We start from the raw sequence: 22292 nt of genomic DNA, 5'->3' as shown, positions 1-22292 counted from the left end.
TTGACATGTCAATGAGCATCCGGCAAGAAAGGCTCCAGCTTACAAGAGGAGGACGTAATGCTGACGCTTTCTGCAAAATTGAAGTCTTCATGCATGGCCGCCATCGCAATTGCGGCTGTTGCGGTCACCCCCGTCAAGGCCGAGGACATCACGCTCTGGACGCTGAACTTCGACAATAATGCCGCCAACGTGGCGTTGAAGAAGGTTGCGAGCGACTTCGAAGCGGCAAACCCGGGAACCCATATCGAGATCGTCCAGCGCGCCGTCGACGAGCACAAGACGGCGCTGCGCGTCGCTGCCGGTTCCAACCGCGGCCCGGATATCTATTTCAGCTGGGCAGGTCTTGGCCTCGGCGGCGAATATGTGAAGGCTGGTCTGTCGCTGCCGCTCGACAAGTACTACACCGAATACAAGTGGAACGACGAGCTGCTTCCCTCGGCGGCTGCTTTTGCCGATCTCTATCCGGGCGGCAAGCACGGCACGCCTTTCACCTTCAAGGGCGAAGCCGTCTATTACAACAAGAAGCTCTTCCAGCAGGCCGGCATTACCGAAGAACCGAAGACATATGACGAGCTTCTGGCCGCAGCCGACAAGCTGAAGGCAGCCGGCATTCCAGGCTTCACCTTCGGCGGCACCGTCAACTGGCACGTCATGCGCCTGATGGATGTGATCTTGGAAACCAAATGCGGTGCTGAAAAGCACGACCAGCTGAAGCTGATGAAGCTCGACTGGTCCAAGGAGCCCTGCGCGACCGACGCGTTCACCGAATTCGCCAAGTGGACGAAGGACTATACGCTGCAGCCTTTCATGGGCATAGACAACAAGCAGTCCTATAGTCTCTTCACCGCCGGTCGCGCGGCGATGATGCTGGAAGGCGACTGGCTGGTCGGCCAGCTGTCCGGCAGCGGCGTCAATCTCGACGATTACGGGATCTTCCCCTTCCCGACCAACACCAACCGTCTCTACGGTTTCGCCGAGTACAACTACATCAGCACCAAGACCAAGAACCCGGACATGGCTGCGAAATTCATCGACTATTTCCTGTCGACGAAAGTGCAGCAGGATCTCGTCGGCCAGATCAGCTCGATCTCGGTCAATAAGAACGTCCAGTACACCAATCAGAAGCCTCTGGAAGCCGAGTGGTTGGATATCTTCAAGACCTACAGCAAGATCTACATGAACGGCGACCAGGCCTTCCCGCTTGACGTGACGACGGAATATTTCCGCGTCATCAACGATGTTGCCTCCGGCAGCATCGAGCCGGCCGCAGCAGCCAAGCAGATGCAGGCCTTCATCGCCGGTAGAACCTAACTCCTCCCGAGACGCCGGCTGGCCGACACAATGTCGGTCGGCTGGCGCCGCATTCGCAAGACCGGCAGGGCCGTGCCCTGCCCGGAGGTGAGCATGTCATTGCGCCAAACAACTCATGATCCACGCATGCAGGCCTTCATCCTGCTCGTCCCGGCTCTGGCCATCTACGCGATCTTCGCGCTCTACCCGATGCTGAACGTGGTTATTATCAGCTTCCAGAAGTGGAACGGGCTCGATCCGCAACGGCCTTTCGTCGGCCTCGCGAATTATACGGCGATCTTCACGCGCGATCCGGTCTTCTGGGTTGCTTTCCGGAATACCGTGATCTGGACGCTGATGAGCCTGATCTTCCCGCCGCTGGTCGGGCTGCTCTTGGCGCTCAGCCTCAATCAGAAGATTTTCGGCCGCAACAGCCTGCGCGCCATCTTCTACCTGCCCGTCATCATTGCGCCGATCGCCGTCGCCACCATGTGGAAGTGGATGTACGATCCCTTCTTCGGCCTGTTCAGCCAGATGCTGACCTCCTGGGGCATGCAGACCTGGATCAAGGACTGGCTCGGCAACAAGGATATCGCGCTTTATTCCGTCTTCATCGCCTATCTCTGGCAAACCGTCGGCTTCTCGATGGTGCTGTTCCTCGCAGGTCTTCAGAACGTCTCGCAGACGCTGGTGGAAGCCGCCCGCATCGATGGCGCCGGCCGCTGGGCCGTCTTCAAGCATGTTACGCTGCCGGCATTGCGGCCCACCATTACCATCGTTCTGGTTCTCTCCATCATCTCGTCGCTGAAGGCCTTCGATATCGTCTATGGCCTGACTGGCGGTGGTCCCGCCCAGTCGACCCAGATGCTGGCACTTTGGGCCTTCACCCAGGCCATGCAGATATTCGATTTCGGCCGCGGTGCTGCGATCTCGGTGGTGCTGCTTTTGATCACCATGGCGATCGTCATCCCCTATCTGCGCTGGACGCAAAAGCATGAGGAGGTGGAATCGTGACAGTTCTCGGAGCGCAAGCCGATGATCTCGACATCGATACCAAGCCCCTTCGCCTGAAGCGCGATCCCATCCTCATCGGCTTGTGGATCGCCCTCATCCTTGTCGCGCTGATCTGGGTAGCACCCTTCGTCTTCATCGTCTTCACCTCACTGAAGACACCGGCCGCAGTCACCAGCACCGGCGCCTTCATGCCGCCGACCGAACTCGCCTTTCAAAACTACGCCGACGCCTGGAGCCGCGGCAATTTTGCCAGCTCCTTCTTCAACAGCGTCATCATCACCGTCATCAAAGTGCCGCTCGGCCTCGCGCTGTCGGCAATGGCCGCCTACGCGCTTGCCAAGATCAAGCTGAAGATCAGCAAGGCGCTCCTGCTGCTCGTCGTTTTCGGCACGATGATCCCTTTCCAGGTGATGCTCGCACCGCTCTTCACGCTGGTGAATTCCTTCGGGCTCATCGACACCTATCCGGGCGTCATCCTGCCCTATATCGCCTTCGGCGTTCCCTATCAGGTCTTCATCCTGCACGGCTTCTTCAAGGGCATTCCGAAGGAGCTGTCGGAGGCAGCCCTCATCGATGGCGCGACGCATTTCACCATCTTCCGGCGGATCTTCCTGCCGGTCTGCCTGCCGGTTCTCGCCGCCCTGCTGATCCTCGACTTCGTCTCCACCTGGAACGAATTCGCCATGGCGCTCGTCCTTTTACAGGACCAGCACATGTGGACCCTGCCGCTCGGCCTCATGTCGTTCCAAGGGCAGTTTTCCAGCAATTACGGCCAGCTCAACGCCGCGATCGTCATGACCGTGCTACCGGCGACGATCGTCTATCTCATGTTCCAGCGCTACTTCGTGTCCGGACTGACTTCCGGTGCCGTCAAGGGCTGACACCGAAATCTTGTTTACGAGGAGAGACAGAATGTCCGATGCAGCAGTCGAAAAATGGGGCGTGTTCGAAGCGGCCTTTGCCGGCCCGTCCGAAGGCAATCCCTATCTCGACGTGGCATTCGATGCCGTGTTCACGCACAAGAGCCGCGAGGTCCGCGTGCCGGGCTTTTATGACGGCAACGGCACCTACCGCATCCGTTTCATGCCCGACGTCGAGGGCGAATGGTCCTTCAAGACACGGTCGAAGACGGCTGCACTAGACGGCAAGACGGGCTCGTTTACGGCGACCGCGCCGTCGGCAGGCAATCATGGGCCGGTGCACGTGCGCAACAAGTTCCATTTCGGCTATGCCGACGGAACGCCCTTCTTCTCCTTCGGCACGACCTGCTATGCCTGGACGCATCAGCCGCTGGAGATGCAGAACCAGACACTGGAGACGCTGAAGAAAACCCGCTTCAACAAGATCCGCATGGGCGTCTTCCCGAAGGATTATCCCTATAATACCAATGAGCCACTACATGCCTGCTTCGAAAAAGGCGCTGACGGCAGGCTAGATTTCGACCGGCCGAACCCTGCCCTCTTCCAGCATTTCGACCGGCAGGTGGCAGCCCTTTGCGCGCTCGGCATCGAGGCCGATATCATCATCTTTCACCCCTATGACCGCTGGGGTTATGCCGACATGTCGGCCGAGCAGGATTTCCGCTATGTCGCCTATCTCGCGGCGCGGCTTTCTGCTTACCGGAATGTCTGGTGGTCGCTTGCCAATGAATATGACTTCCTGATTGATACCAAGCCAATGGAGCAGTGGGACCGCTACTTCCATATCCTGGAAGAAAACGATCCCTACCAGCACCTGCGCTCGATCCATAATGGCGACGTGACGGCGAATTTCGACCATCGCAAGCCCTGGGTCACCCATACCTGCATCCAGAACCCCGACGTCAAGCGCACGCAGGAATGGCGCAACGCCTATGGCAAGCCGGTCGTCAACGACGAGCCGGAATACGAGGGCGATATCCTGCAGTCCTGGGGCAATCTCTCCGCCCAGGAACTGGTGCATCGCTACTGGATCACCATGGCGCGCGGCGGTTATGCCGGCCACGGCGAGACCTATTCGCATCCCGAGGACCTGATCTGGTGGGCCAAGGGCGGCGAGTTGCGTGGCGAGGCCTGGAAGCGCATCGGTTTCCTGCGCGATCTGCTCGAGGCGGATGTGAAGCACGGGCTGGAGCCGCTCGGCATTATCGGTGAATGGCCCTGGTCGCGTGTCTCGGGTGCGCGGGACGGCGACGATGATTTCCGGTTGATCTATCTCGGCGAGCACCAGCCGGTCACCTGGTCATCGGGTCTGCCGCTCGACGACGACAATTACGATGTCGATATCATCGATACCTGGGAGATGACGATCACACCGGCCGAGAAGGTCGCTGCACCCGTCCCGCATCCCACCCGTCATGGCGCGATCGTGCGCGGCGGCAAGCCGGATGCTGCTTTCGGCGTCAAGCTGCCGCGCAAGCCGCATCAGGCGCTGCGCGTGCGCAGGAAGCGCTAAGGATAGAAGGAGCCCCCATGTCCGGATTGAGCATCAACAAAGTCAAGAAGTCCTTCGGTTCGGTCGACATCATCCACGGCATCGATGTCGAGATTGCCGATGGCGAGTTCGTCATCCTCGTCGGCCCGTCCGGCTGCGGCAAGTCCACGCTCTTGCGCATGATCGCTGGTCTTGAGGAGATCAGCGCCGGCAAGATCAGCATCGACGGGCGCGTCGTCAACAATCTGCAGCCCAAGGACCGGGATATCGCCATGGTCTTTCAGAACTACGCGCTCTATCCGCAGATGACGGTCGCCCAGAACATGGGCTTTGCGCTGGAACTGGCCGGCGCCAGGCGGCCGGAGATCGACAAAAAGGTGGCGGAGGCTGCCGCGATCCTCGGCCTGCAGCCGCTGCTGGAGCGCAAGCCGGCCCAGCTTTCGGGCGGCCAGCGCCAGCGCGTCGCCATGGGCCGCGCCATCGTTCGCGATCCGAAAGTCTTCCTCTTCGACGAGCCGCTGTCGAACCTCGACGCCAAACTGCGCGTCAAGATGCGGGCCGAGATCAAGGCGCTGCACCAGCGCTTGAGGACGACGATCGTTTATGTCACGCATGACCAGATCGAAGCCATGACCATGGCCGACAAGATCGTCGTGCTGCAGGGCGGCCACGTCGAACAGATCGGCAGCCCGCTCGAACTCTACGACCGGCCGCGCAACATCTTCGTCGCCGGTTTCCTCGGCTCACCGGCAATGAATTTCCTCGAGGGCACGCTGGAGAATTCCGGTGGCCCGAGCCTCGCTCTTGCCGGCGGCGCGCGCGTCAAACTCTCGCAAGCGCCGGAGAATTCCGCGGGCAAGCCGCTGACGCTCGGCATCCGTCCGGAGGATATTTCGCTCGGTGGCGATGAGGGCATCGAAGCGATCGTGAAGGTCATCGAGCCGACCGGTTCGGAAACCCATGTCGCCGTCGAGGTCGAGGGCAAGGAACTCACCTGGGTTGTGCGCGAACGCCTGAGCCTTGCACCCGAACAGCGGATCAAGCTGTCCTTTGCGACCCGGAAGGTGCATTTCTTCGACCGGCAGACACAGAACCGGCTCGACGCTTAAGACGGGCAATAGATCGATCGATAAGCCGGGCGGCCTGACACCGCCCGGCTCTTTCTCTACGGTGGTGGTCCGCCCCGGTCAGGTCACCGTGCTCAGCGTTCGCGCAATCGCGTTGCGCCAGCCGACGATTCTCGCCTGCCTGTCTACGTCAGTCATATCGGGCTCAAAGCTACGGTCGCTCGCCCAGGCGCGTGCGAACGCCTTCCGGTCCGGCCAGACACCGGCCTTCGATCCGGCAAGCCAGGCAGCACCGAGCGCTGTCGTCTCCAAGGTCGCCGCCCGATCGACGGGACTTGAGAGAATGTTGGCGAGATGCTGCATGGTCCATTCGGAGGCCGACATGCCGCCATCGACGCGCAGCACCGTTTCGATCGGATGGTCGCCCCAATCGCTGCGCATCGCCACCAGCAGGTCGAGCGTCTGGTAGGCGACCGATTCCAGGACGGCGCGCGCCAGCTCCGCCGGGCCGCTGTTGCGCGTCAGACCGAAAATCGCGCCCCGCGCCTCCGGATCCCAGTAGGGAGCGCCGAGGCCGGTGAAGGCGGGCACGACATAGACCCTTTGCTGCGGATCGGCTCTGTCGGCCAGAGCACCGGTTTCCGATGCTTTTCCGATAATGCCGAGACCATCACGCAGCCACTGCACGGCCGCACCGGCAATGAAGATCGATCCTTCCAGCGCATAGGTGGTCTTGCCGTTCAAACGGTAGGCGATGGTGGTGAGCAGCCGGTTCTTCGAGTGCACGCGGTCTTCACCGGTATTCAGGAGCGCAAAACAGCCGGTGCCGTAGGTCGATTTCACCATGCCCGGTTCGAAACAGGCATTGCCGATTGTCGCCGCCTGCTGGTCGCCCGCGACCCCGAGGATCGGGATCGCCGCGCCGAAGATGTCAGGATCGACCATGCCAAAATCGTCGGCACTGTCCTTGACCTCGGGCAGCAGCGCCCGCGGGATGCGCAGAATCTCGAGAAGCTCGTCGTCCCAGCGGTTCTCGGCGATATTGTAGAGCAGGGTTCGCGAGGCGTTGGTCGCATCGGTGACATGCGCCCGCCCGCCGGTCAGCTTGAAGATGATCCAGCTGTCGATGGTACCAAAACAGACCTCTCCTGTTTCGGCACGGGCACGCAGTCCCTCGACATTGTCGAGCAGCCAGCGCAGCTTCGTGCCGGAAAAATAGGGATCGAGAAGCAGACCGGTCTTGGCGGTGAAGAGCTTTTCATAGCCATCGACTTTCAACCGGTCGCACATTTCCGCCGTGCGGCGGTCCTGCCAGACAATCGCCTTGTGAAGCGGCCGGCCGGTGGCTCTTTCCCAGACGACGGTCGTTTCCCGCTGGTTGGTGATGCCGATGGCAGCAATTGCGCCAGGTGCTATCCCGCTCTTTGCCAGCGCATCGCGGGCCGTCGAAAGCACCGTGTCCCAGATTTCGTTTGCATCATGCTCCACCCAGCCGGTCTGCGGGAAATGCTGGCTGATCTCCGTCTGGGCCGATGACACGGTCCGCATCTGAGGGTCGAAAATGATGGCTCGTGACGATGTCGTGCCCTGGTCGATGGCAAGAATATGGCCGCTCATGACATCTGTTTCCTGCGCAGCAGCCATCGTTCCGCCGGAACGACAGCTCTGTCCCCGTTGTTGTTTTTTGGAAAATCGGGAATGGCCGGGCGCCGTAGCGCCCGGCCGATGACGCTTATTTCTTGGCGTCAGCCCAGCTCTTGACGAGCTCGTCATAGTTGACGGTGACAGGCTTTTCCTTCTCGTTCTCGATCTTCAGCTGCGGAGCGAGGTTGCCCTTCTTCACCGCATCTGCGTTCCAGTAAGCGAGATCATGCTCCTCGGCGAGCTTCGGACCGATATCGCCCTGCACCTTGGCGCGTTCGAGGCGCTGGAGCACCTTTTCCTGTTCGGCGCAAAGCGAGTCCATGGCTTCCTGCGCGGTCTTGGCACCGGAAGACGCATCACCGACTGCCTGCCACCACAGCTGTGCAAGCTTCGGATAGTCAGGAACGTTGGTGCCAGTCGGCGACCACTGGACACGGGCTGGCGAGCGGTAGAACTCGATCAGGCCGCCGAGCTTCGGAGCGCGCTCCGTGAAGCTCTTGTCGCGGATGGTGGATTCGCGGATGAAGGTGAGACCGACATGGCTCTTCTTCACGTCGACAGTCTTCGAGGTGACGAACTGCGCATAGAGCCATGCGGCCTTGGCACGGTCGTCAGGCGTCGACTTCATCAGCGTCCAGGAACCGACGTCCTGATAGCCGAGCTTCATGCCGTCCTTCCAGTAGACGCCATGCGGACTCGGGGCCATGCGCCACTTCGGTGTACCGTCGTCATTCATGACCGGCAGGCCGGGCTTGACCATATCGGCGGTAAAGGCCGTATACCAGAAGATCTGCTGGGCAACCGCGCCCTGCGCCGGAACCGGGCCGGATTCGGAGAAGGTCATGCCGCCTGCTTCCGGCGGAGCATAGCCCTTGATCCAGTCGAGATATTTCTGGATCGAATAGACGGAAGCCGGGCCGTTGGTGTCACCGCCGCGTGCGACGCAAGAGCCGACCGGACGGGAATTCTCATCGACCTTGATGCCCCATTCGTCTACCGGAAGACCGTTCGGCAGACCCTTGTCGCCGTTGCCGGCCATCGACAGCCACGCATCGGTGAAGCGCCAGCCGAGCGAGGGGTCTTTCTTGCCGTAATCCATATGGCCGAAGACCTTCTTGCCGTTCACGTCGCGGCCGGTGAAGAATTCGGCAATGTCCTCATAGGCCGACCAGTTGACGGGAACGCCGAGGTCGTAGCCGTATTTCGCCTTGAAGTCGGCCTTGTTCTTCTCGTCGTTGAACCAGTCGTAGCGGAACCAATAGAGGTTTGCGAACTGCTGGTCGGGAAGCTGGTAGAGCTTCTTATCCGGCGCGGTCGTGAACTTGGTGCCGATGAAGTCGTCAACGTCGAGGCCCGGATTGGTGACATCCTTGCCTTCATTCGCCATCCAGTCCGTCAGCGAGCGGGCCTGCTGGTAGCGCCAATGCGTGCCGATAAGGTCCGAGTCGTTGACGTAGGCGTCATAGATATTTTCGCCCGACTGCATCTGCGTCTGCAGCTTTTCGATCACGTCGCCTTCGCCGATCAGGTCATGCGTGATCTTGATGCCGGTGATCGCGGTAAAAGCGGGCGCCAGGACTTTCGATTCATATTCGTGCGTCGTCAGCGTTTCCGAGACGACCTTGATGTCCATGCCGGCGAAGGGTTTGCCGGCATCGACGAACCACTGCATTTCCTTTTCCTGGTCGGCACGGGAAAGCGTCGAGAGATCCCCGATCTCCTTGTCGAGAAAGGTCTTGGCCTCATCCATGCCGGCATAAGCCGACGCGGTCATCGCCAGAAGCAGGCCTGCTGTCGTCGTCAATAAGTGCTTTCGCATAATATCCTCCCGAGGTTTGCGATTGCAGTTCTCACGTTTCAGGCGGCCAAGTACCCCCGGCCATCCGTTTCACCCTGGCATCACACGTAACGGAACACACCGATCGCGTAGATCGCGGAGATGCCAAGAGCCCACCACAGGTTGGGTCCGACGAGACCCAGCCATGCAAGATGAATGAATGCCGCGCCGAGCAGCGAGATGAAGAGCCGGTCGCCGCGCGTCGTCTCGAACCGAAGCAAGCCAACGCGCGGCGAGCCGCCCGGCGAGAAATATTCCCAGACGCTCATGGCGACGATTAGCACCAGGATCGTCAGGAAGAAGAGAGCCGTCGGCAACGTCCAGGCCATCCACGAAAAGGTCATGTCGGGTCCTCCTCAGACGCGGCCCAGGGCAAAGCCCTTGGCGATGTAGTTGCGAACAAAATAGATGACGAGGGCGCCGGGAATGATGGTGAGCACGCCGGCTGCCGCAAGCACACCCCAATCCATGCCGGCCGCCGAGACCGTGCGCGTCATGATCGCCGAGATCGGCTTTGCCGCCGTCGTCGTCAGCGTACGGGCAAGCAGCAGTTCTACCCACGAGAACATGAAGCAGAAGAAGGCGGCGACACCCACCCCGCTCGCAATCAGCGGAATGAAGATCTTGATAAAGAAGCGCGGGAAGGAATAGCCATCGATATAGGCCGTCTCGTCGATCTCCTTCGGCACACCGGACATGAAACCTTCGAGAATCCAGACCGCCAGCGGCACGTTGAACAGGCAGTGGGCGAGTGCGACGGCAATATGCGTGTCGATCAGGCCGAAGGCCGAATAGAGCTGGAAGAAAGGCAGCGCGAAGACCGCCGGCGGCGCCATGCGGTTGGTCAAAAGCCAGAAGAACAGATGCTTGTCGCCGAGGAAGCGATAGCGTGAGAAGGCATAGGCGGCCGGCAGCGCTGCGGCGACCGAGATCACCGTGTTCATCACCACATAGATGATCGAGTTGATATAGCCGTTGTACCAGGACGGATCGGTGAAGATGACCGCATAGTTGCGCAGCGTCGGGTTCGTCGGCCACAGAGAGAAGGCGCCGGTGATCTCGGCATTTTCCTTGAAGCTCATATTGACGAGCCAGTAGATCGGCAGGATCAGGAAAAGGATGTAGATCGTCGGGACGAGCCAGGAAAGGCTGCCTGCAGGTTTGTATTTTTTGGTCATGTCTGCGCCCTCCTTCAGCCGTTCGCGTCGCCGCTGGTCATCACGGTGTAGAACACCCAGGAGAGCAGCAGGATGATGAGGAAGTAGATGATCGACATTGCCGCTGCAGGTCCGAGGTCGAACTGGCCGACCGCCATCTTCACCAGATCGATGGAGAGGAAGGTCGTCGAGTTGCCGGGGCCGCCGCCGGTGACGACGAAGGGTTCGGTATAGATCATGAAACTGTCCATGAAGCGCAACAGCACGGCAATCAGAAGCACGCGCTTCATCTTCGGCAGCTGGATGTAGCGAAAGACGGACCAGCGCGAGGCGCCGTCGATCTTGGCCGCCTGATAATAGGCATCAGGGATCGACACGAGGCCTGCATAGCAGAGCAGCACGACGAGGCTCGTCCAATGCCAGACGTCCATGATGATGACGGTCACCCAGGCATCGACCGGATCGCGCACATAGTTGTAGTCGAGGCCGATCGCCTCCAGCGTATGGCCGAGCAGGCCGATATCGACACGGCCGAAAACCTGCCAGATCGTGCCGACGACGTTCCATGGAATTAGCAGCGGCAGCGCCATCAAGACGAGGCAGACAGGAACGCCCGGCCCCGATTTCGGCATGTTGAGCGCGATGAAGATGCCGAGCGGAATCTGCAGTGCCAGGATGATGAAGGAGAAGAGCAGGTTGCGCTGCAATGCTTCCCAGAAACGGTCGGAATGCAGGGTCTGGACGAACCAGTCGGTGCCTGCCCAGAAGAACTCGTTATTGCCGAACGTATCCTGCACCGAATAGTTGACGACGGTCATCAGCGGGATGACGGCCGAAAACGCCACGAGCAGCAGCACTGGCAGGACCAGAAACCAGGCTTTGTTGTTCCACGTCTTCTGCATGGCTCAGGCCTCCCTGCTGACACGCCAGCTGTCGGCGTAAATACTGATGGCTGACGGATCGAAGTTGACGCGGGCGTCATCGGGGATTTCGCCATCCTCAGGCACGACGATTGCAATCGGCTGGCCGGCGAAACGGGCGCGCACGATCTTCTGGCGGCCTATATCCTCGACTTTGCTCACCGATACCGGCATGCCCTCGCGTCCGAGCCGGATGAATTCCGGCCGGATGCCGAGCTCGGTCTTGGCCGCGCCCTCGGTCTTCGGCGCATAGTCGAGCGTCAGCGTCTCGTCGCCGACCCTGACGGTGCTGCCGTCGATCTTTGCCGGCATCACGTTCATGCCGGGCGAGCCGATGAAATAACCGACAAAGGTGTGGCTGGGCCGCTCGAAGAGTTCGGCCGGCGTTCCGATCTGAACGATCTGGCCGTCATACATGACCACCACTTTCTCGGCGAAGGTCAAAGCCTCGGTCTGGTCATGGGTGACATAGACCATGGTGAAGCCGAACTGCTTGTGCAGCCGCTTCAGTTGCGAACGCAGCACCCATTTCATATGAGGATCGATGACGGTCAGCGGCTCGTCGAAGAGGATGGCGTTGACGTCGTTGCGCACCAGCCCACGCCCGAGCGAGATCTTCTGCTTCTGGTCGGCGGTCAGGCCCTGCGCCTTGCGCCCCGCCCAGCCGGCAAGGTCGATCATTTCGAGAATGTCGCGTACGCGTCGGTCGACATCTGCTTCTGCCACGCCGCGGTTGCGCAGCGGAAAGGCAAGATTGTCGTAGACCGTCATCGTGTCGTAGATGACCGGAAACTGGAAGACCTGCGCAATGTTGCGGCTTTGGGTCGAAAGGTCCGTGACATCCTTACCGTCGAACAGGATGCGGCCATGTGACGGCTGCAGGAGACCAGAGATGATATTGAGCAGCGTGGTCTTGCCGCAGCCGGAAGGACCAAGCAGCGCATAGGCGCCGCCGTCGTTCCACTCGTGGTCGACTTCCTTCAGCGAATAATCCTTATCGCTCTTCGGATTGGCGCCGTAAGCGTGGCGGATATGGTCGAGCGTGATGCGTGCCATTGTGCTCTCCTAAACCTTTCCGACCGTGGCGATGGCCTGCCCGCCTGCGCCGAATGCCATCAGGTGGCGCGTGTCGAGATAGGCTTCGATCTCCATGTCGGGATCGATGTCGTGAATGCCGTGTGCCAGCATCACCCAGCGCACGCCGTCATAGTCCAGATGAACGAAGCTCTCCGAACCGGTAATCTCAGACACCAGCGTGCGCGCCTTGAGGCGGGCTGCATCGCCGGTCTGCGGCGCTAGCCCGAGATGGTGCGGATGGAAGGCAATCGTCACCGGTCCGTCAGGCACAGTGGAAAGATGGGCCGGAACCGGAAGTGTACCCCCGCCTGGGCGCACAAAGACGTGACCTGATTTGGTGACCTCGATGGCGTTCAGCGGCGGATCGGCGAAGATGCCGGCAGTGGCGAGATCGACCGGTCGCCGATAGACATCGATCGTCGGTCCGAACTGTGTGACCCGGCCGGCGTTCAGCGTCGCCGTATTGCCGCCGAGCAGCAGCGCTTCGGAAGGTTCGGTGGTGGCGTAAACGAAGATCGCGCCCGACTGGGCAAAGATCTTCGGCAGTTCCTCGCGCAATTCCTCACGCAGTTTATAGTCTAGATTGGCGAGCGGCTCGTCCATCAGCACGAGGCTCGCATTCTTGACGAGGGCGCGGGCGAGCGCGGTGCGCTGCTGCTGGCCGCCGGAGAGATTGAGCGGCGTGCGATCGAGATAGGGTGTCAGTTTCAGGAGTTCGGCTGCCTTGCGCACGTCGCGGTCGATCGCAGCCGCATCCTTGCCGGAAATGCGCATCGGCGAGGCGATGTTCTCATAGACGGTCAGTGCCGGATAGTTGATGAACTGCTGGTAGACCATGGCGACATTGCGCTTCTGCACCGGCATGCCGGTGACATCGGCGCCGTCGAAATGCACGGAGCCTTCGGTCGGCCGATCAAGCCCCGCCATCAGCCGCATCAGCGACGTCTTGCCCGACAAGGTCGGCCCCAGCAGGACATTCAGCGTGCCCCGCTCGAGAACCAGATCGGTCGGATAGATATGATAGTCCGCGCCCACCATCTTGGCGGCGTTTCGCAGCTCCAGCATTCCGATTCCCGTGCCTCCTCGCAACGGGGACCACACGCCACCTTATCCGGCCATCTGTGCCGGTATAGCAGCCATGTACTCCTCCAGTGATCTCACCTGCTCCTTCGAAAGACGCAGGCCATCCTTTGTTCTTCGCCAGAGCACGTCTTCGGCGTGTCTGGCCCATTCATGTTCGATCAGGTAGCGAACCTCGGCCTCGTAGAGATCGGATCCGAACAGCCTGCCGAGATCGTCGATCTTCTTGGCATTGCCGAGAAGCGTGGCGGCTTTCGTGCCGTAGCGGCGGACCAGCCGGCGGGCATGCGGCTCGGTCAGGAACGGATAGCGCGCCTTCAGCTTGCCGACTTCGCCCTCATAGCCCTTTACCGGAAAGTCGCCGCCCGGCAGGTGGCTGCCTGCCGTCCACGGCCTGCCCTTGACGCCGATCGCCTCGCCGATCTTTTCGAGCGCATGTTCCGACAGCCGCCTGTAGGTGGTGAGCTTGCCGCCGAAGACATTGAGAAGCGGTGCCTCGCCCTGCTTGCCCTCGACCTTCAAGACATAGTCACGCGTGGCTTCCTGCGCCTTCGAGGCGCCGTCGTCAAAGAGCGGCCTGACCGCCGAATAGGTCCAGACGATATCCTCGGGCTTGACCGGCTCCTTGAAATATTCCGACGCCGCATTGCAGAGATAGAGCGTCTCTTCCTCGGAAATCTTCACATCCTTCGGATCGGCGGTGTAATCGCGATCGGTGGTGCCGATCAGCGTGAAGTCGGTCTCGTAGGGGATGGCGAAGATGATGCGGTTGTCGGGGTTCTGGAAGAAATAGGCGCGCGGTCCCTCGAACTTCTTCCTGACGATGATGTGGCTGCCCTGGACGAGGCGCACATGGCGGGCCTCGTTCTGGCCGAAGGCGGAACGGATGACATGGTCGACCCAGGGACCGGCGGCATTGATCAGCATGCGGGCCTGATGGCGCTCGCTCTTGCCGGTCACCGTGTTGATCGTCTCGATCGTCCAGACGCTGTTTCCCTGGGCATCCTTCTCCTGCCTGGCCGACACCACCTTGGTGCGCGGCATGATCAGCGCCCCCTTGTCGGCGGCATCGCGGGCATTGAGCACCACCATGCGGGCATCGTCGACCCAGCCGTCGGAATATTCGAAGGCTTTGGAAAACAGTGCCTTCAAGGGCTTTGCCGCCGGATCGGTGCGCATGTTCAAGACCGAAGTCGGCGGCAGGAGCTTGCGGCCGCCGAGATGGTCATAGAGGAACAGGCCGAGCCGGATCATCCAGGCCGGGCGGATGCCGCCCTTGTGATAGGGCAGCACGAAGCGCAGCGGCCAGATGATGTGCGGGGCCATCGCCCATAAGATCTCGCGCTCCATCAGCGATTCCCGCACCAACCGGAACTCGTAATGTTCGAGATAGCGAAGACCGCCATGGATGAGCTTGGTCGCACCCGACGAGGTGCCGGAGGCGAAATCATTCATCTCGGCAAGGGCTACCGTATACCCACGGCCAACCGCATCGCGCGCGATCCCGCAGCCGTTGATCCCGCCACCAATGACGAAAATATCGTGGATACGGCTCATGCTCCCCCTCTTTGAGCCAGGACAGCGCAACGGTTCCCCCACCATTGCGAAAGTGAGGATGATTAAACCGAAAATTTTTCGAATGTCAAACGAATGTTGTTCGCCGCTAAAATCAGCGGTTAGCTTTCGCTGTTTCGACCAGCACAACACCGCTCTGCTGACAGATAGTGCGGATAGAAGGCGAATCGCATTGGTCGGTGATGAAGGTATGGACCTGCGAAATCTGGCCGATACGGACGGGTGCAGTCCGTTCGAACTTGGTCGAATCCGCTACCAGGATGACGTGTCTGGCATTGGCGATGATGGCCTGCGCCACCTTCACCTCACGGAAATCGTAGTCGAGCAAAGCGCCATCCGGATCGATCGCGGAGGCGCCGATCACGGCATAATCGACCTTGAACTGCCTGATGAAATCGACGGCCGCTTCCCCGACGATACCACCGTCGGATTGGCGTACCACGCCGCCGGCAATCACCACCTCGATATTGTCGATCAGCCGCAATCTATTGGCGACATTGATGTTATTGGTGATCACCATCAATTCGTGATGATCGGAGAGCGCCTCTCCGACCGCTTCCGTCGTCGTGCCGATATTGATGAAGAGCGAGCTGTTATTGGGGATGAGATCAGCGGCAGCCACACCGATCGCCTGTTTTTCCGTCGCGGCGATCTGGCGCCGGGCGTCATAGCGGACATTCTCCGTCCCTCGCGGAAAGGTTGCGCCGCCATGAATGCGCGTCAGGAGCTGCGCATCGCAGAGATCGTTCAGATCCTTGCGGATCGTCTGCGGTGTCACGGCAAACTGCGCCGCCAGATCATCGACCAGCACCCTGCCCGACGACCTCGCAAGCGCGATGATCTTCTCCTGACGATCCGACAGAAACATGCGCCCTCCCTTCGTTTCACTTTCATCTTTAGCCAAACTTCGCCTCGAGGCAAAGCAATCGCTGCTGGTGCGATCCTCCGGATCAATCTCACCGTGCGGTCTTTTCGAACATGAACGAGTGCTGAAATCCCTTTGGATATTGCAAAGCTCGCCCCGTCTCTGCCTTGTTGCCCACTTAACGTATTATGCGATTCGCTATCCGCGACGGGGCGGAGCATGCACGAGGGACAAAAGGAGAGTTCGATGACAGACGCCAAGAGCGGCATTACAGGACTACGGCCGCAGATCACGGTGATTGGCGTCGGCGGCGGTGGCGGAAACGCGATCAACAACATGATCGCCGAAAAACTTGCGGGCGTTGATTTCATCGCCGCAAATACGGACGCCCAGGTGCTGGCGACCTCCAAGGCGACGCGCCGCATCCAGCTCGGCGCCCATGTCACGGAAGGCCTCGGCGCCGGCTCCCTGCCAGAAGTCGGGCGCGCTGCTGCCGAGGAATCGCTCGACGAGATCATGGATCACCTGAGTGGCTCGCATATGTGTTTCGTCACCGCCGGCATGGGCGGCGGCACAGGCACGGGTGCGGCCCCCGTCATTGCGCATGCGGCACGTTCGGCCGGCATCCTGACGGTCGGCGTCGTCACCAAGCCCTTCACCTTCGAAGGCAATCGCCGCATGAAAATGGCGGAAGCCGGCATCGAAGCGCTGCGCCAGGCGGCCGATACCGTCATCGTCATTCCCAACCAGAACCTCTTCCGCATTGCGGATGCGAAGACCACCTTTGCCGATGCCTTTATGACGGCAGACCGCGTGCTTTATGCAGGTGTTGGCTGCATCACCGACCTCATCGTCAAGGAAGGCCTGATCAATCTCGACTTCGCCGATGTGAAGTCCGTCATGCGCGGCATGGGCCGGGCGATGATGGGTACGGGCGAGGCTGAGGGCGAGGGACGCGCGATGAAGGCAGCAGAAGCTGCCATCGCCAACCCGCTGCTCGACGATATCTCGATGAAGGGTGCCAAGGGCGTGCTGATCTCGATTTCCGGCGGTTCCGACATGACGCTGTTCGAAGTCGACGAGGCCGCAAGCCGCATTCGCGACGAAGTGCAGGACGACGCCGAAATCGTCGTCGGCGCAATCTTTGACCGCAGTCTCGACGGCAGGTTCCGTGTCGCTGTCGTGGCAACCGGCCTGGAAGGCGCCGGTGCAGCCACTGCCGTGCCGGACTTCGCCGCGGGGCAGCTCCAGGGTCGCACATTGCAATAGAGCGACAGGATCGCCTTATTGGCGTTGCCTGTGAAAGCATCATCATCCAAAAACCGGGCGGTGAAAAACCGCTCGGTTTTGCTATCGCAGCTCTTAACTGGCGCTGCCCATCACCTCGTCGGCGGCCCGCGAGCCACTCTCCCAAGCCCCATGTGCCGTCGAAAAGTCCGATTGATGCGTCGCCTCACCGGCAAAGAACAGTCGGTCGGCGACCGGTCGCGCGAGGATGGTGCGGGCGCCGGCATGGCCGGGAAGCGCATGGCTGTAGGAGCCACGAACCCAATCCGTGTGGCACCAGGACGAAGCTGCGAGCGGCCGCAGGTGCTGGCGAATATTGTTTCCGATGAGCGATGACAGCTGGTCGAGGGCGAAGGTGAAGGCGTCGAGCAGGCCAGCCTGTTCGATGACGACGGCGCCCTTGCCGCCGAAGAAGCCTTCGACGACCGGGCGTCCGAGCGGCCGGATATAATAGCTGCCGGTCTCGTCGTTCCGGGCATCGCCGAGCAGATGCGTTTCCGGCTCGAGGCCATGATTGCCGTGAAGCTCCATGAACAGCTTGTCGGCGAGGCCGAGCGGCAGTTGCGCTGCGGCATGCAGATGATCATCGGCCTCAGGGCCAAAGGCGATAGTGCCGCGGGCGAGAACATTGGTCGAGACCGTGACGATTGCCGCACCTGCCGTGACCGGACCGCGATCTGTTTCAAGCCGGACACTCTCACCGGTCAGCGCGACACGGCGCACCGGCGTCGACAGGCGCAGGGTCACATCGGGAACGGCAGCCCCGATCAGGCTTCCATAGCCTTGATGCACCCGCCAGTTGGCATCGGTTGCGGCATTGTCATAGGCAAGGAAGTCGGTAACCGACAGCCGTTCCAGCGGCGCGCCGTTCAGATAGCCGCTGAGCGACTGGCAATAGGCGTTCCACTCACCATCCGGCTCCAGCGCGTCCGAGGCCCTGTCGCTTGCCGGCGGATTGGCCCGCAGCCGCTCTTCAAGCGCCTCCCAGGCAGCGGCAGCAGCCGCACGTTCTTGCGGCGAGAAACCGAGATCGCGCCACTGGTTCTGCCAGGCCGTAGGCCCGCGCTCGATCGTAAAGCCTGCCTCGCGGCCGATCGCGACAAGGGGATTGCGCTCGGCCGAATGCAGCCAGCCACAGCCCATATCGAGCGGCATGCCGGAAAGTTCGACCGTCCAGGCCCGACCGCCGACACGGTTGCTGGCTTCGAGGATGATGACCGAGCGTCCTGCATCGGTCAGCCTTCGTGCCGCAGCAATGCCCGCCGCACCGGCGCCGATAACAGCCACGTCGTAGTCCATCGTCACCGTTTCGCTCCGCGCTTCGTCATCACCTTGATAGGCTTAAGCTTTACATCGGAGCCGCACCCGCTTCAATGCGCCCGAAAGCCTGCTACTATGCCGACATGACCTTCTTCGAAACCCTCGTCGCCTTGCTGGCTGTCGCCATCCTGCTGCTGCAGATCACCCGGCGCATGCACCTGCCCTATCCCGGCATTCTGGCCGCTGCAGGCGTCGGCGTAGCGATGCTGCCCGGTGCGCCTGTCATCCCGATCGACCCGCCGACGGCGCTTGCCCTATTCATCGCCCCGGTGCTCGTCGATTCCGCCTATGACTTCCCGATGGGGGCTGCGCGGCGCATGCTGTTGCCGCTGATCTTCTACGCCGTCATTGCCGTTCTGGTGACGACAGGCGTGGTGGTATCGATCAGCATGCTAACGGTCGGGTTGCCGATTGCGGTTGCGGTGACGCTCGGCGCCATCGTTGCTCCGCCCGATGCTGCGGCAGCGACCGCCGTGCTTTCCAGTCTGCCGGTGGATCGGCGTGTGGACGCTCTGCTCAAGGGCGAAAGCCTGTTTAACGACGCAACGGCGCTGTTGCTGTTTGGAGCAGCACTCACGGTCCAGGCACGCGGCGGGCTCGACGGAACGACAGCGCTCCAGATTGGCTTTGCCGCACCCGGCGGCATTCTCCTCGGCATCGTCTTCGGCTTTTTCGTCTCGCGGCTGCGGCCGATTACCGAAAATACGGTCGGCGGCACGCTGCTGCAGTTCGTTTATGCTTTTTCGACCTGGCTGATTGCCGAGCATCTGCATCTTTCGGCCGTGCTTGCGACGGTTGCGAGCGCCATGACGATCGCCACGCTTTCGACGGTCGACGATTCCCCGCGCATGCGGGTGCATTCCTTTGCCGTGTGGACAACGGTCGTCTTCCTGCTGAACGTCGTCGCCTTCCTGCTGATGGGGCTTCAGGCGCGCAGCATTCTCGAATCCATGTCGGCCGAAGCCCTCGAGCGGTCGCTGGGCTTTGCCGGCATCGTCGTGGTCGGCGTCATCCTGGCGCGCCTGGCAATGGCCTTCCTCCTGCATGCCTTCGTCATTTCGCGCCATCGGCGCGGCAATCTGCTGGCGCCCTTCAGGCACGGGGAGACCTTTCTGGTCGGCTGGTCCGGCATGCGCGGCCTCGTCACGCTCGCCACCGCCTTTGCCCTGCCCGCCGACTTCCCGGAACGTGACCTCGTCGTGCTGACAGCCTTTGCCGTGGTGCTGGCAACGCTCGTCATCCAGGGAGCGACGCTCGCCCCGATGATCCATTTCCTGAAACTCGGTCGGCAGGCGCAAGTTCATGACGAACTGGAAGCCGCAAGACGCTCGCTTGCCGAAGCTGCATTTGAGCGGCTCGAGAAGGAAGGGGGCGCCGAGGCCGAGGCCATCCGGACGATCTGCAAGGATCACTGGACGGTGCCCTCGGACGCCGGCGAGACCTCGCCGCTCGTGCGCCGCCGCAAGCTGACGATCGCCGCCGTGATCGCCCAGCGCCAACGCCTCGAAGAGCTGCGCGATAAGAACAAGATCGGGCCGACGCAATATCTCGAATTGCAGGAAGATCTCGACTGGAAGCAGCTCTCGGTCGGCTCCGACGAGGATCGGCGCATTACCGAGAGCTAAGGGTAGACTGCAGATAAGGGGTGACCTTTTCAGTCGCCCCAATACTGCATGCGATCCCCGTCAATGTCCGCAGCAACTGCCGCTGGCCTCATCCCCCTGATCGGAATTGGCCGAGCCGTGGTTGTCACGGCTGTGCTCATTACGGGCAGCGGGGAGGTTCATGGCAATGTTGCTATCGAAGAAACCGTTCGGCTTCAGGGTAAAGCCTGCATATTCCACCGGCATGATCGGAAAATCCTCCGGTTTGCAGACATGCGTATGCCCGAAAGAATGCCAGAGCACGATATCCGCGTTTTCGATATTCCGGTTGTTCTCGACATATTTCGGCAGGCCGTCCCGGCCCGCATGCACATTCGGATAGTCGCCGGACGCATATTTTTCCTTCGCGTCGAAAGCCGTCACCCAGATGTGCTTCTTGGCGAAGCCGCCACGCTGAGCAACGGTCGATCCCTCCTGGGCGAGCATCAGGGGACTTGGCATGACCACCATTTTATAGCCGGGCGCATTGCCCACGGAATTATGCTCGTTGGGGTTCTGGACCTTCCAATACCTGCCGGTCTCGCCATTGGCGACGGCGGGACTATCGAGTTCCCGTTTCAAAATTCTCGTCTTCGTATCGAAGACATTGCCGTAGGGATTGTCCTCGCCCCATGGGCGTGGCTGGAACTCGTGTTCGCTGACGGTGTTCCCGCCGCCATCGATATCCATGTGCAGGCGGGCATTGAAGAAATGCTGGTGGGTCGGGCCACCGAGATTGTCGTCGACCATTCCACCCCAGGCATATTTCTGGCCGCTCGCCACAGCCGCGGTCTGGATAATGCCGGTCAGCTTTGCTTCGAGCTGGATGGTGCCGTCCTGATAGAGATACCAGTAGAAGCCATAGTCGTAATTTCCGACCGTCGCGAAGAAGGAGATGACGAGACGGCGCGATCTCCTCACTTCAAAAATGCCGTTTCTGAACTCGTAGTGCTTCCAGAGGATCCCAAAATCCTCCTCATGCATGCAAACGGCGTTCTTCATGATCACCGGCTGGCCGAAATCATCCGCCGACGGGATATCGAAATAGTGTATCTGGCCAAGGCAATCGCAGCCGAGCTCAAGGCTGTTGGCGAGCCGCCCCAGCCCATATTCTCCGGCGTCGAAAGCGCTCTTCCAATAGTGGTTGGCGGTCGGATCGGCATAGGGCACGACCATTTCGGTCACCGAGGCACGGAAGATCACGGGACGAAGCTTGCCGCCATTTTTAATCCCGAGCTCATGCAGGACGAGACCTTCGCGAGGCGTAAAACCGACACGAAACGACCAGTCCTGCCATTGCACTGTCCAGCCATCGACCGAGAAGCTCGGTCCCTGCGGCTGCACGATGTTGAGCGGCGCTACATCCTGGCGGACATCGGGAAAGGACTCCTGTCCGTAATTGCGCTTCTTCCTCGGCACCGGAATGACGGTCTCGTCGTCGACGAGATCGACCACCTGATTGCTGATCAGGTCGACAACGGCAACGACCCCTTCGATCGGATGGGCGTAGCCATTGTCGCGGATATCCTCGCGCCAATAGGAGACGGCGCGAACGATGCGGGCACCCTTTTCAAATTCGCGTCCGAAAAAGCCAGAGGAAAACGGATCGATCTGGACGAGCGGAATATCCTCATCGCTGATACCGCGCTTCTTGACTGCGGCAATCCAGCGGGGGTCCGATTTGACTGTCGCCTCGACGGTCTCGAACTCGCAAAGCATGACAGGTGGCTGCCCGTAAGGCGCAGTTTCAAGCGGCAGCCTCTTGTGCTCGAAGACAGCTTTTTTCGACAGGTCGACGATCGATTCATGGACCTCGCCCGAGCTGGCATCCAGCGACAGGACAAATGCCAGCCGGGGAAGCTTCCTTCCGTCGCGATGCATGGCCATGTCGGATTTGGTCGGCTCCTCCAGGCGAATGATCGGGAAGCGGATCGATTGCGGCAGTTGCTTTTCGTCCTTCAGAATTGCGACGGCTTCCGAGATCTCGGTCAGGCTCAACGGGTCGAGCGGATAGGCAAGCGTTTCTACAATGGCGTCCATTGTCAGTCCTTCATGTGCTTTGGGTGGTGGCAGTGCGCATCTGGCTGCACACTGCAGGGCTCAG

At 60.7% G+C, this 22292-nt stretch carries 18 protein-coding genes; 7 read left to right on the top strand and 11 right to left on the bottom strand.

The annotated features are described in order from the left end of the window. Positions 1–57 precede the first annotated feature (57 nt). The 5 genes from PMI11_RS00775 to ugpC all read left to right on the top strand — a co-directional run bounded on the left by PMI11_RS00775 (position 58) and on the right by ugpC (position 5825). Positions 58–1311, top strand: coding sequence for an extracellular solute-binding protein (locus PMI11_RS00775; protein WP_007812247.1), 1254 nt, complete (start codon positions 58–60; stop codon positions 1309–1311). A gap of 93 nt (positions 1312–1404) precedes the next feature. Beyond that, positions 1405–2304, top strand: coding sequence for a carbohydrate ABC transporter permease (locus tag PMI11_RS00770; protein ID WP_007812246.1), 900 nt, complete (start codon positions 1405–1407; stop codon positions 2302–2304). Then, the gene (locus PMI11_RS00765; protein ID WP_007812244.1) at positions 2301–3185 is read left to right on the top strand and encodes a carbohydrate ABC transporter permease; all 885 of its coding nucleotides are present in this window, start codon (positions 2301–2303) and stop codon (positions 3183–3185) included. The genes PMI11_RS00770 and PMI11_RS00765 overlap by 4 nt, the downstream gene beginning before the upstream one ends. Before the next feature lie 31 nt (positions 3186–3216). Further along, positions 3217–4737, top strand: coding sequence for a DUF5060 domain-containing protein (locus PMI11_RS00760; RefSeq protein ID WP_007812242.1), 1521 nt, complete (start codon positions 3217–3219; stop codon positions 4735–4737). Between the two features lie 17 nt (positions 4738–4754). Further along, the gene (gene ugpC, locus PMI11_RS00755) at positions 4755–5825 is read left to right on the top strand and encodes an ABC transporter ATP-binding protein (RefSeq protein ID WP_007812240.1); all 1071 of its coding nucleotides are present in this window, start codon (positions 4755–4757) and stop codon (positions 5823–5825) included. 78 nt (positions 5826–5903) lie between these two features. Here the strand turns inward: ugpC and glpK are convergent, their stop codons facing one another. From glpK to PMI11_RS00710, 9 genes are all read right to left on the bottom strand, one after another. Next, the gene (glpK, locus tag PMI11_RS00750) at positions 5904–7400 is read right to left on the bottom strand and encodes a glycerol kinase GlpK (protein WP_007812238.1); all 1497 of its coding nucleotides are present in this window, start codon (positions 7398–7400) and stop codon (positions 5904–5906) included. A gap of 115 nt (positions 7401–7515) precedes the next feature. Beyond that, the gene (locus tag PMI11_RS00745; RefSeq protein WP_007812236.1) at positions 7516–9246 is read right to left on the bottom strand and encodes an ABC transporter substrate-binding protein; all 1731 of its coding nucleotides are present in this window, start codon (positions 9244–9246) and stop codon (positions 7516–7518) included. Positions 9247–9326: 80 nt separating this feature from the next. Then, positions 9327–9608 (bottom strand): DUF2160 domain-containing protein, encoded by a 282-nt coding sequence (locus PMI11_RS00740; RefSeq protein WP_007812233.1) that lies wholly within the window; start codon positions 9606–9608, stop codon positions 9327–9329. Between the two features lie 12 nt (positions 9609–9620). Next, the gene (locus PMI11_RS00735; protein ID WP_007812231.1) at positions 9621–10442 is read right to left on the bottom strand and encodes a carbohydrate ABC transporter permease; all 822 of its coding nucleotides are present in this window, start codon (positions 10440–10442) and stop codon (positions 9621–9623) included. A 14-nt stretch (positions 10443–10456) separates the two neighbouring features. Continuing rightward, positions 10457–11323, bottom strand: coding sequence for a carbohydrate ABC transporter permease (locus PMI11_RS00730; protein ID WP_007812230.1), 867 nt, complete (start codon positions 11321–11323; stop codon positions 10457–10459). Between the two features lie 3 nt (positions 11324–11326). After that, positions 11327–12397: an ABC transporter ATP-binding protein gene (locus PMI11_RS00725; protein WP_007812228.1), complete on the bottom strand. Its 1071-nt coding sequence runs from the start codon at positions 12395–12397 to the stop codon at positions 11327–11329. Between the two features lie 9 nt (positions 12398–12406). Beyond that, positions 12407–13483, bottom strand: a complete 1077-nt coding sequence (locus PMI11_RS00720) for an ABC transporter ATP-binding protein (protein WP_007812226.1) — start codon at positions 13481–13483, stop codon at positions 12407–12409. A 42-nt stretch (positions 13484–13525) separates the two neighbouring features. Then, positions 13526–15055: a glycerol-3-phosphate dehydrogenase gene (gene glpD, locus PMI11_RS00715; protein WP_007812225.1), complete on the bottom strand. Its 1530-nt coding sequence runs from the start codon at positions 15053–15055 to the stop codon at positions 13526–13528. A 112-nt stretch (positions 15056–15167) separates the two neighbouring features. Continuing rightward, positions 15168–15941, bottom strand: coding sequence for a DeoR/GlpR family DNA-binding transcription regulator (locus PMI11_RS00710; RefSeq protein ID WP_007812223.1), 774 nt, complete (start codon positions 15939–15941; stop codon positions 15168–15170). Between the two features lie 243 nt (positions 15942–16184). Here PMI11_RS00710 and ftsZ point away from each other — a divergent pair, with 243 nt between their 5' ends. Then, positions 16185–17207 carry a cell division protein FtsZ gene (gene ftsZ / locus PMI11_RS00705; protein ID WP_007812220.1) on the top strand — a complete coding sequence of 341 codons (1023 nt, stop codon included), beginning with the start codon at positions 16185–16187 and terminating at the stop codon, positions 17205–17207. Positions 17208–17300: 93 nt separating this feature from the next. On the opposite strand, the gene PMI11_RS00700 is transcribed toward ftsZ, so the two are convergent. Beyond that, entirely contained in the window at positions 17301–18524 is a 1224-nt protein-coding gene (locus PMI11_RS00700; protein WP_037070497.1) for a flavin monoamine oxidase family protein, read from the bottom strand. 104 nt (positions 18525–18628) lie between these two features. Between PMI11_RS00700 and PMI11_RS00695 the strand changes: the two genes are divergently transcribed. Further along, positions 18629–20170 (top strand): cation:proton antiporter, encoded by a 1542-nt coding sequence (locus PMI11_RS00695; protein WP_037070504.1) that lies wholly within the window; start codon positions 18629–18631, stop codon positions 20168–20170. Between the two features lie 60 nt (positions 20171–20230). Here the strand turns inward: PMI11_RS00695 and PMI11_RS00690 are convergent, their stop codons facing one another. Next, positions 20231–22228: a primary-amine oxidase gene (locus PMI11_RS00690; protein ID WP_007812214.1), complete on the bottom strand. Its 1998-nt coding sequence runs from the start codon at positions 22226–22228 to the stop codon at positions 20231–20233. Positions 22229–22292: the final 64 nt, after the last annotated feature.

Origin of the sequence: Rhizobium sp. CF142 (assembly GCF_000281145.1) — a bacterium.
GTDB lineage: Bacteria > Pseudomonadota > Alphaproteobacteria > Rhizobiales > Rhizobiaceae > Rhizobium.
Note: the sequence above shows the minus strand (reverse complement) of the source record. Positions and strands in the feature narration are given on the sequence as shown.

Excerpts from the sequence above, each read along its gene's own strand:
- PMI11_RS00775 (WP_007812247.1), top strand. The coding sequence starts at position 58 with ATGCTGACGCTTTCTGCAAAATTGAAGTCTTCATGCATGGCCGCCATC.
- PMI11_RS00770 (WP_007812246.1), top strand. The coding sequence starts at position 1,405 with ATGTCATTGCGCCAAACAACTCATGATCCACGCATGCAGGCCTTCATC.
- PMI11_RS00760 (WP_007812242.1), top strand. The coding sequence starts at position 3,217 with ATGTCCGATGCAGCAGTCGAAAAATGGGGCGTGTTCGAAGCGGCCTTT.
- ugpC (WP_007812240.1), top strand. The coding sequence starts at position 4,755 with ATGTCCGGATTGAGCATCAACAAAGTCAAGAAGTCCTTCGGTTCGGTC.
- glpK (WP_007812238.1), bottom strand. The coding sequence starts at position 7,400 with ATGAGCGGCCATATTCTTGCCATCGACCAGGGCACGACATCGTCACGA.
- PMI11_RS00745 (WP_007812236.1), bottom strand. The coding sequence starts at position 9,246 with ATGCGAAAGCACTTATTGACGACGACAGCAGGCCTGCTTCTGGCGATG.
- PMI11_RS00740 (WP_007812233.1), bottom strand. The coding sequence starts at position 9,608 with ATGACCTTTTCGTGGATGGCCTGGACGTTGCCGACGGCTCTCTTCTTC.
- PMI11_RS00735 (WP_007812231.1), bottom strand. The coding sequence starts at position 10,442 with ATGACCAAAAAATACAAACCTGCAGGCAGCCTTTCCTGGCTCGTCCCG.
- PMI11_RS00730 (WP_007812230.1), bottom strand. The coding sequence starts at position 11,323 with ATGCAGAAGACGTGGAACAACAAAGCCTGGTTTCTGGTCCTGCCAGTG.
- PMI11_RS00725 (WP_007812228.1), bottom strand. The coding sequence starts at position 12,397 with ATGGCACGCATCACGCTCGACCATATCCGCCACGCTTACGGCGCCAAT.
- PMI11_RS00720 (WP_007812226.1), bottom strand. The coding sequence starts at position 13,483 with ATGCTGGAGCTGCGAAACGCCGCCAAGATGGTGGGCGCGGACTATCAT.
- glpD (WP_007812225.1), bottom strand. The coding sequence starts at position 15,055 with ATGAGCCGTATCCACGATATTTTCGTCATTGGTGGCGGGATCAACGGC.
- PMI11_RS00710 (WP_007812223.1), bottom strand. The coding sequence starts at position 15,941 with ATGTTTCTGTCGGATCGTCAGGAGAAGATCATCGCGCTTGCGAGGTCG.
- ftsZ (WP_007812220.1), top strand. The coding sequence starts at position 16,185 with ATGACAGACGCCAAGAGCGGCATTACAGGACTACGGCCGCAGATCACG.
- PMI11_RS00700 (WP_037070497.1), bottom strand. The coding sequence starts at position 18,524 with ATGGACTACGACGTGGCTGTTATCGGCGCCGGTGCGGCGGGCATTGCT.
- PMI11_RS00695 (WP_037070504.1), top strand. The coding sequence starts at position 18,629 with ATGACCTTCTTCGAAACCCTCGTCGCCTTGCTGGCTGTCGCCATCCTG.
- PMI11_RS00690 (WP_007812214.1), bottom strand. The coding sequence starts at position 22,228 with ATGGACGCCATTGTAGAAACGCTTGCCTATCCGCTCGACCCGTTGAGC.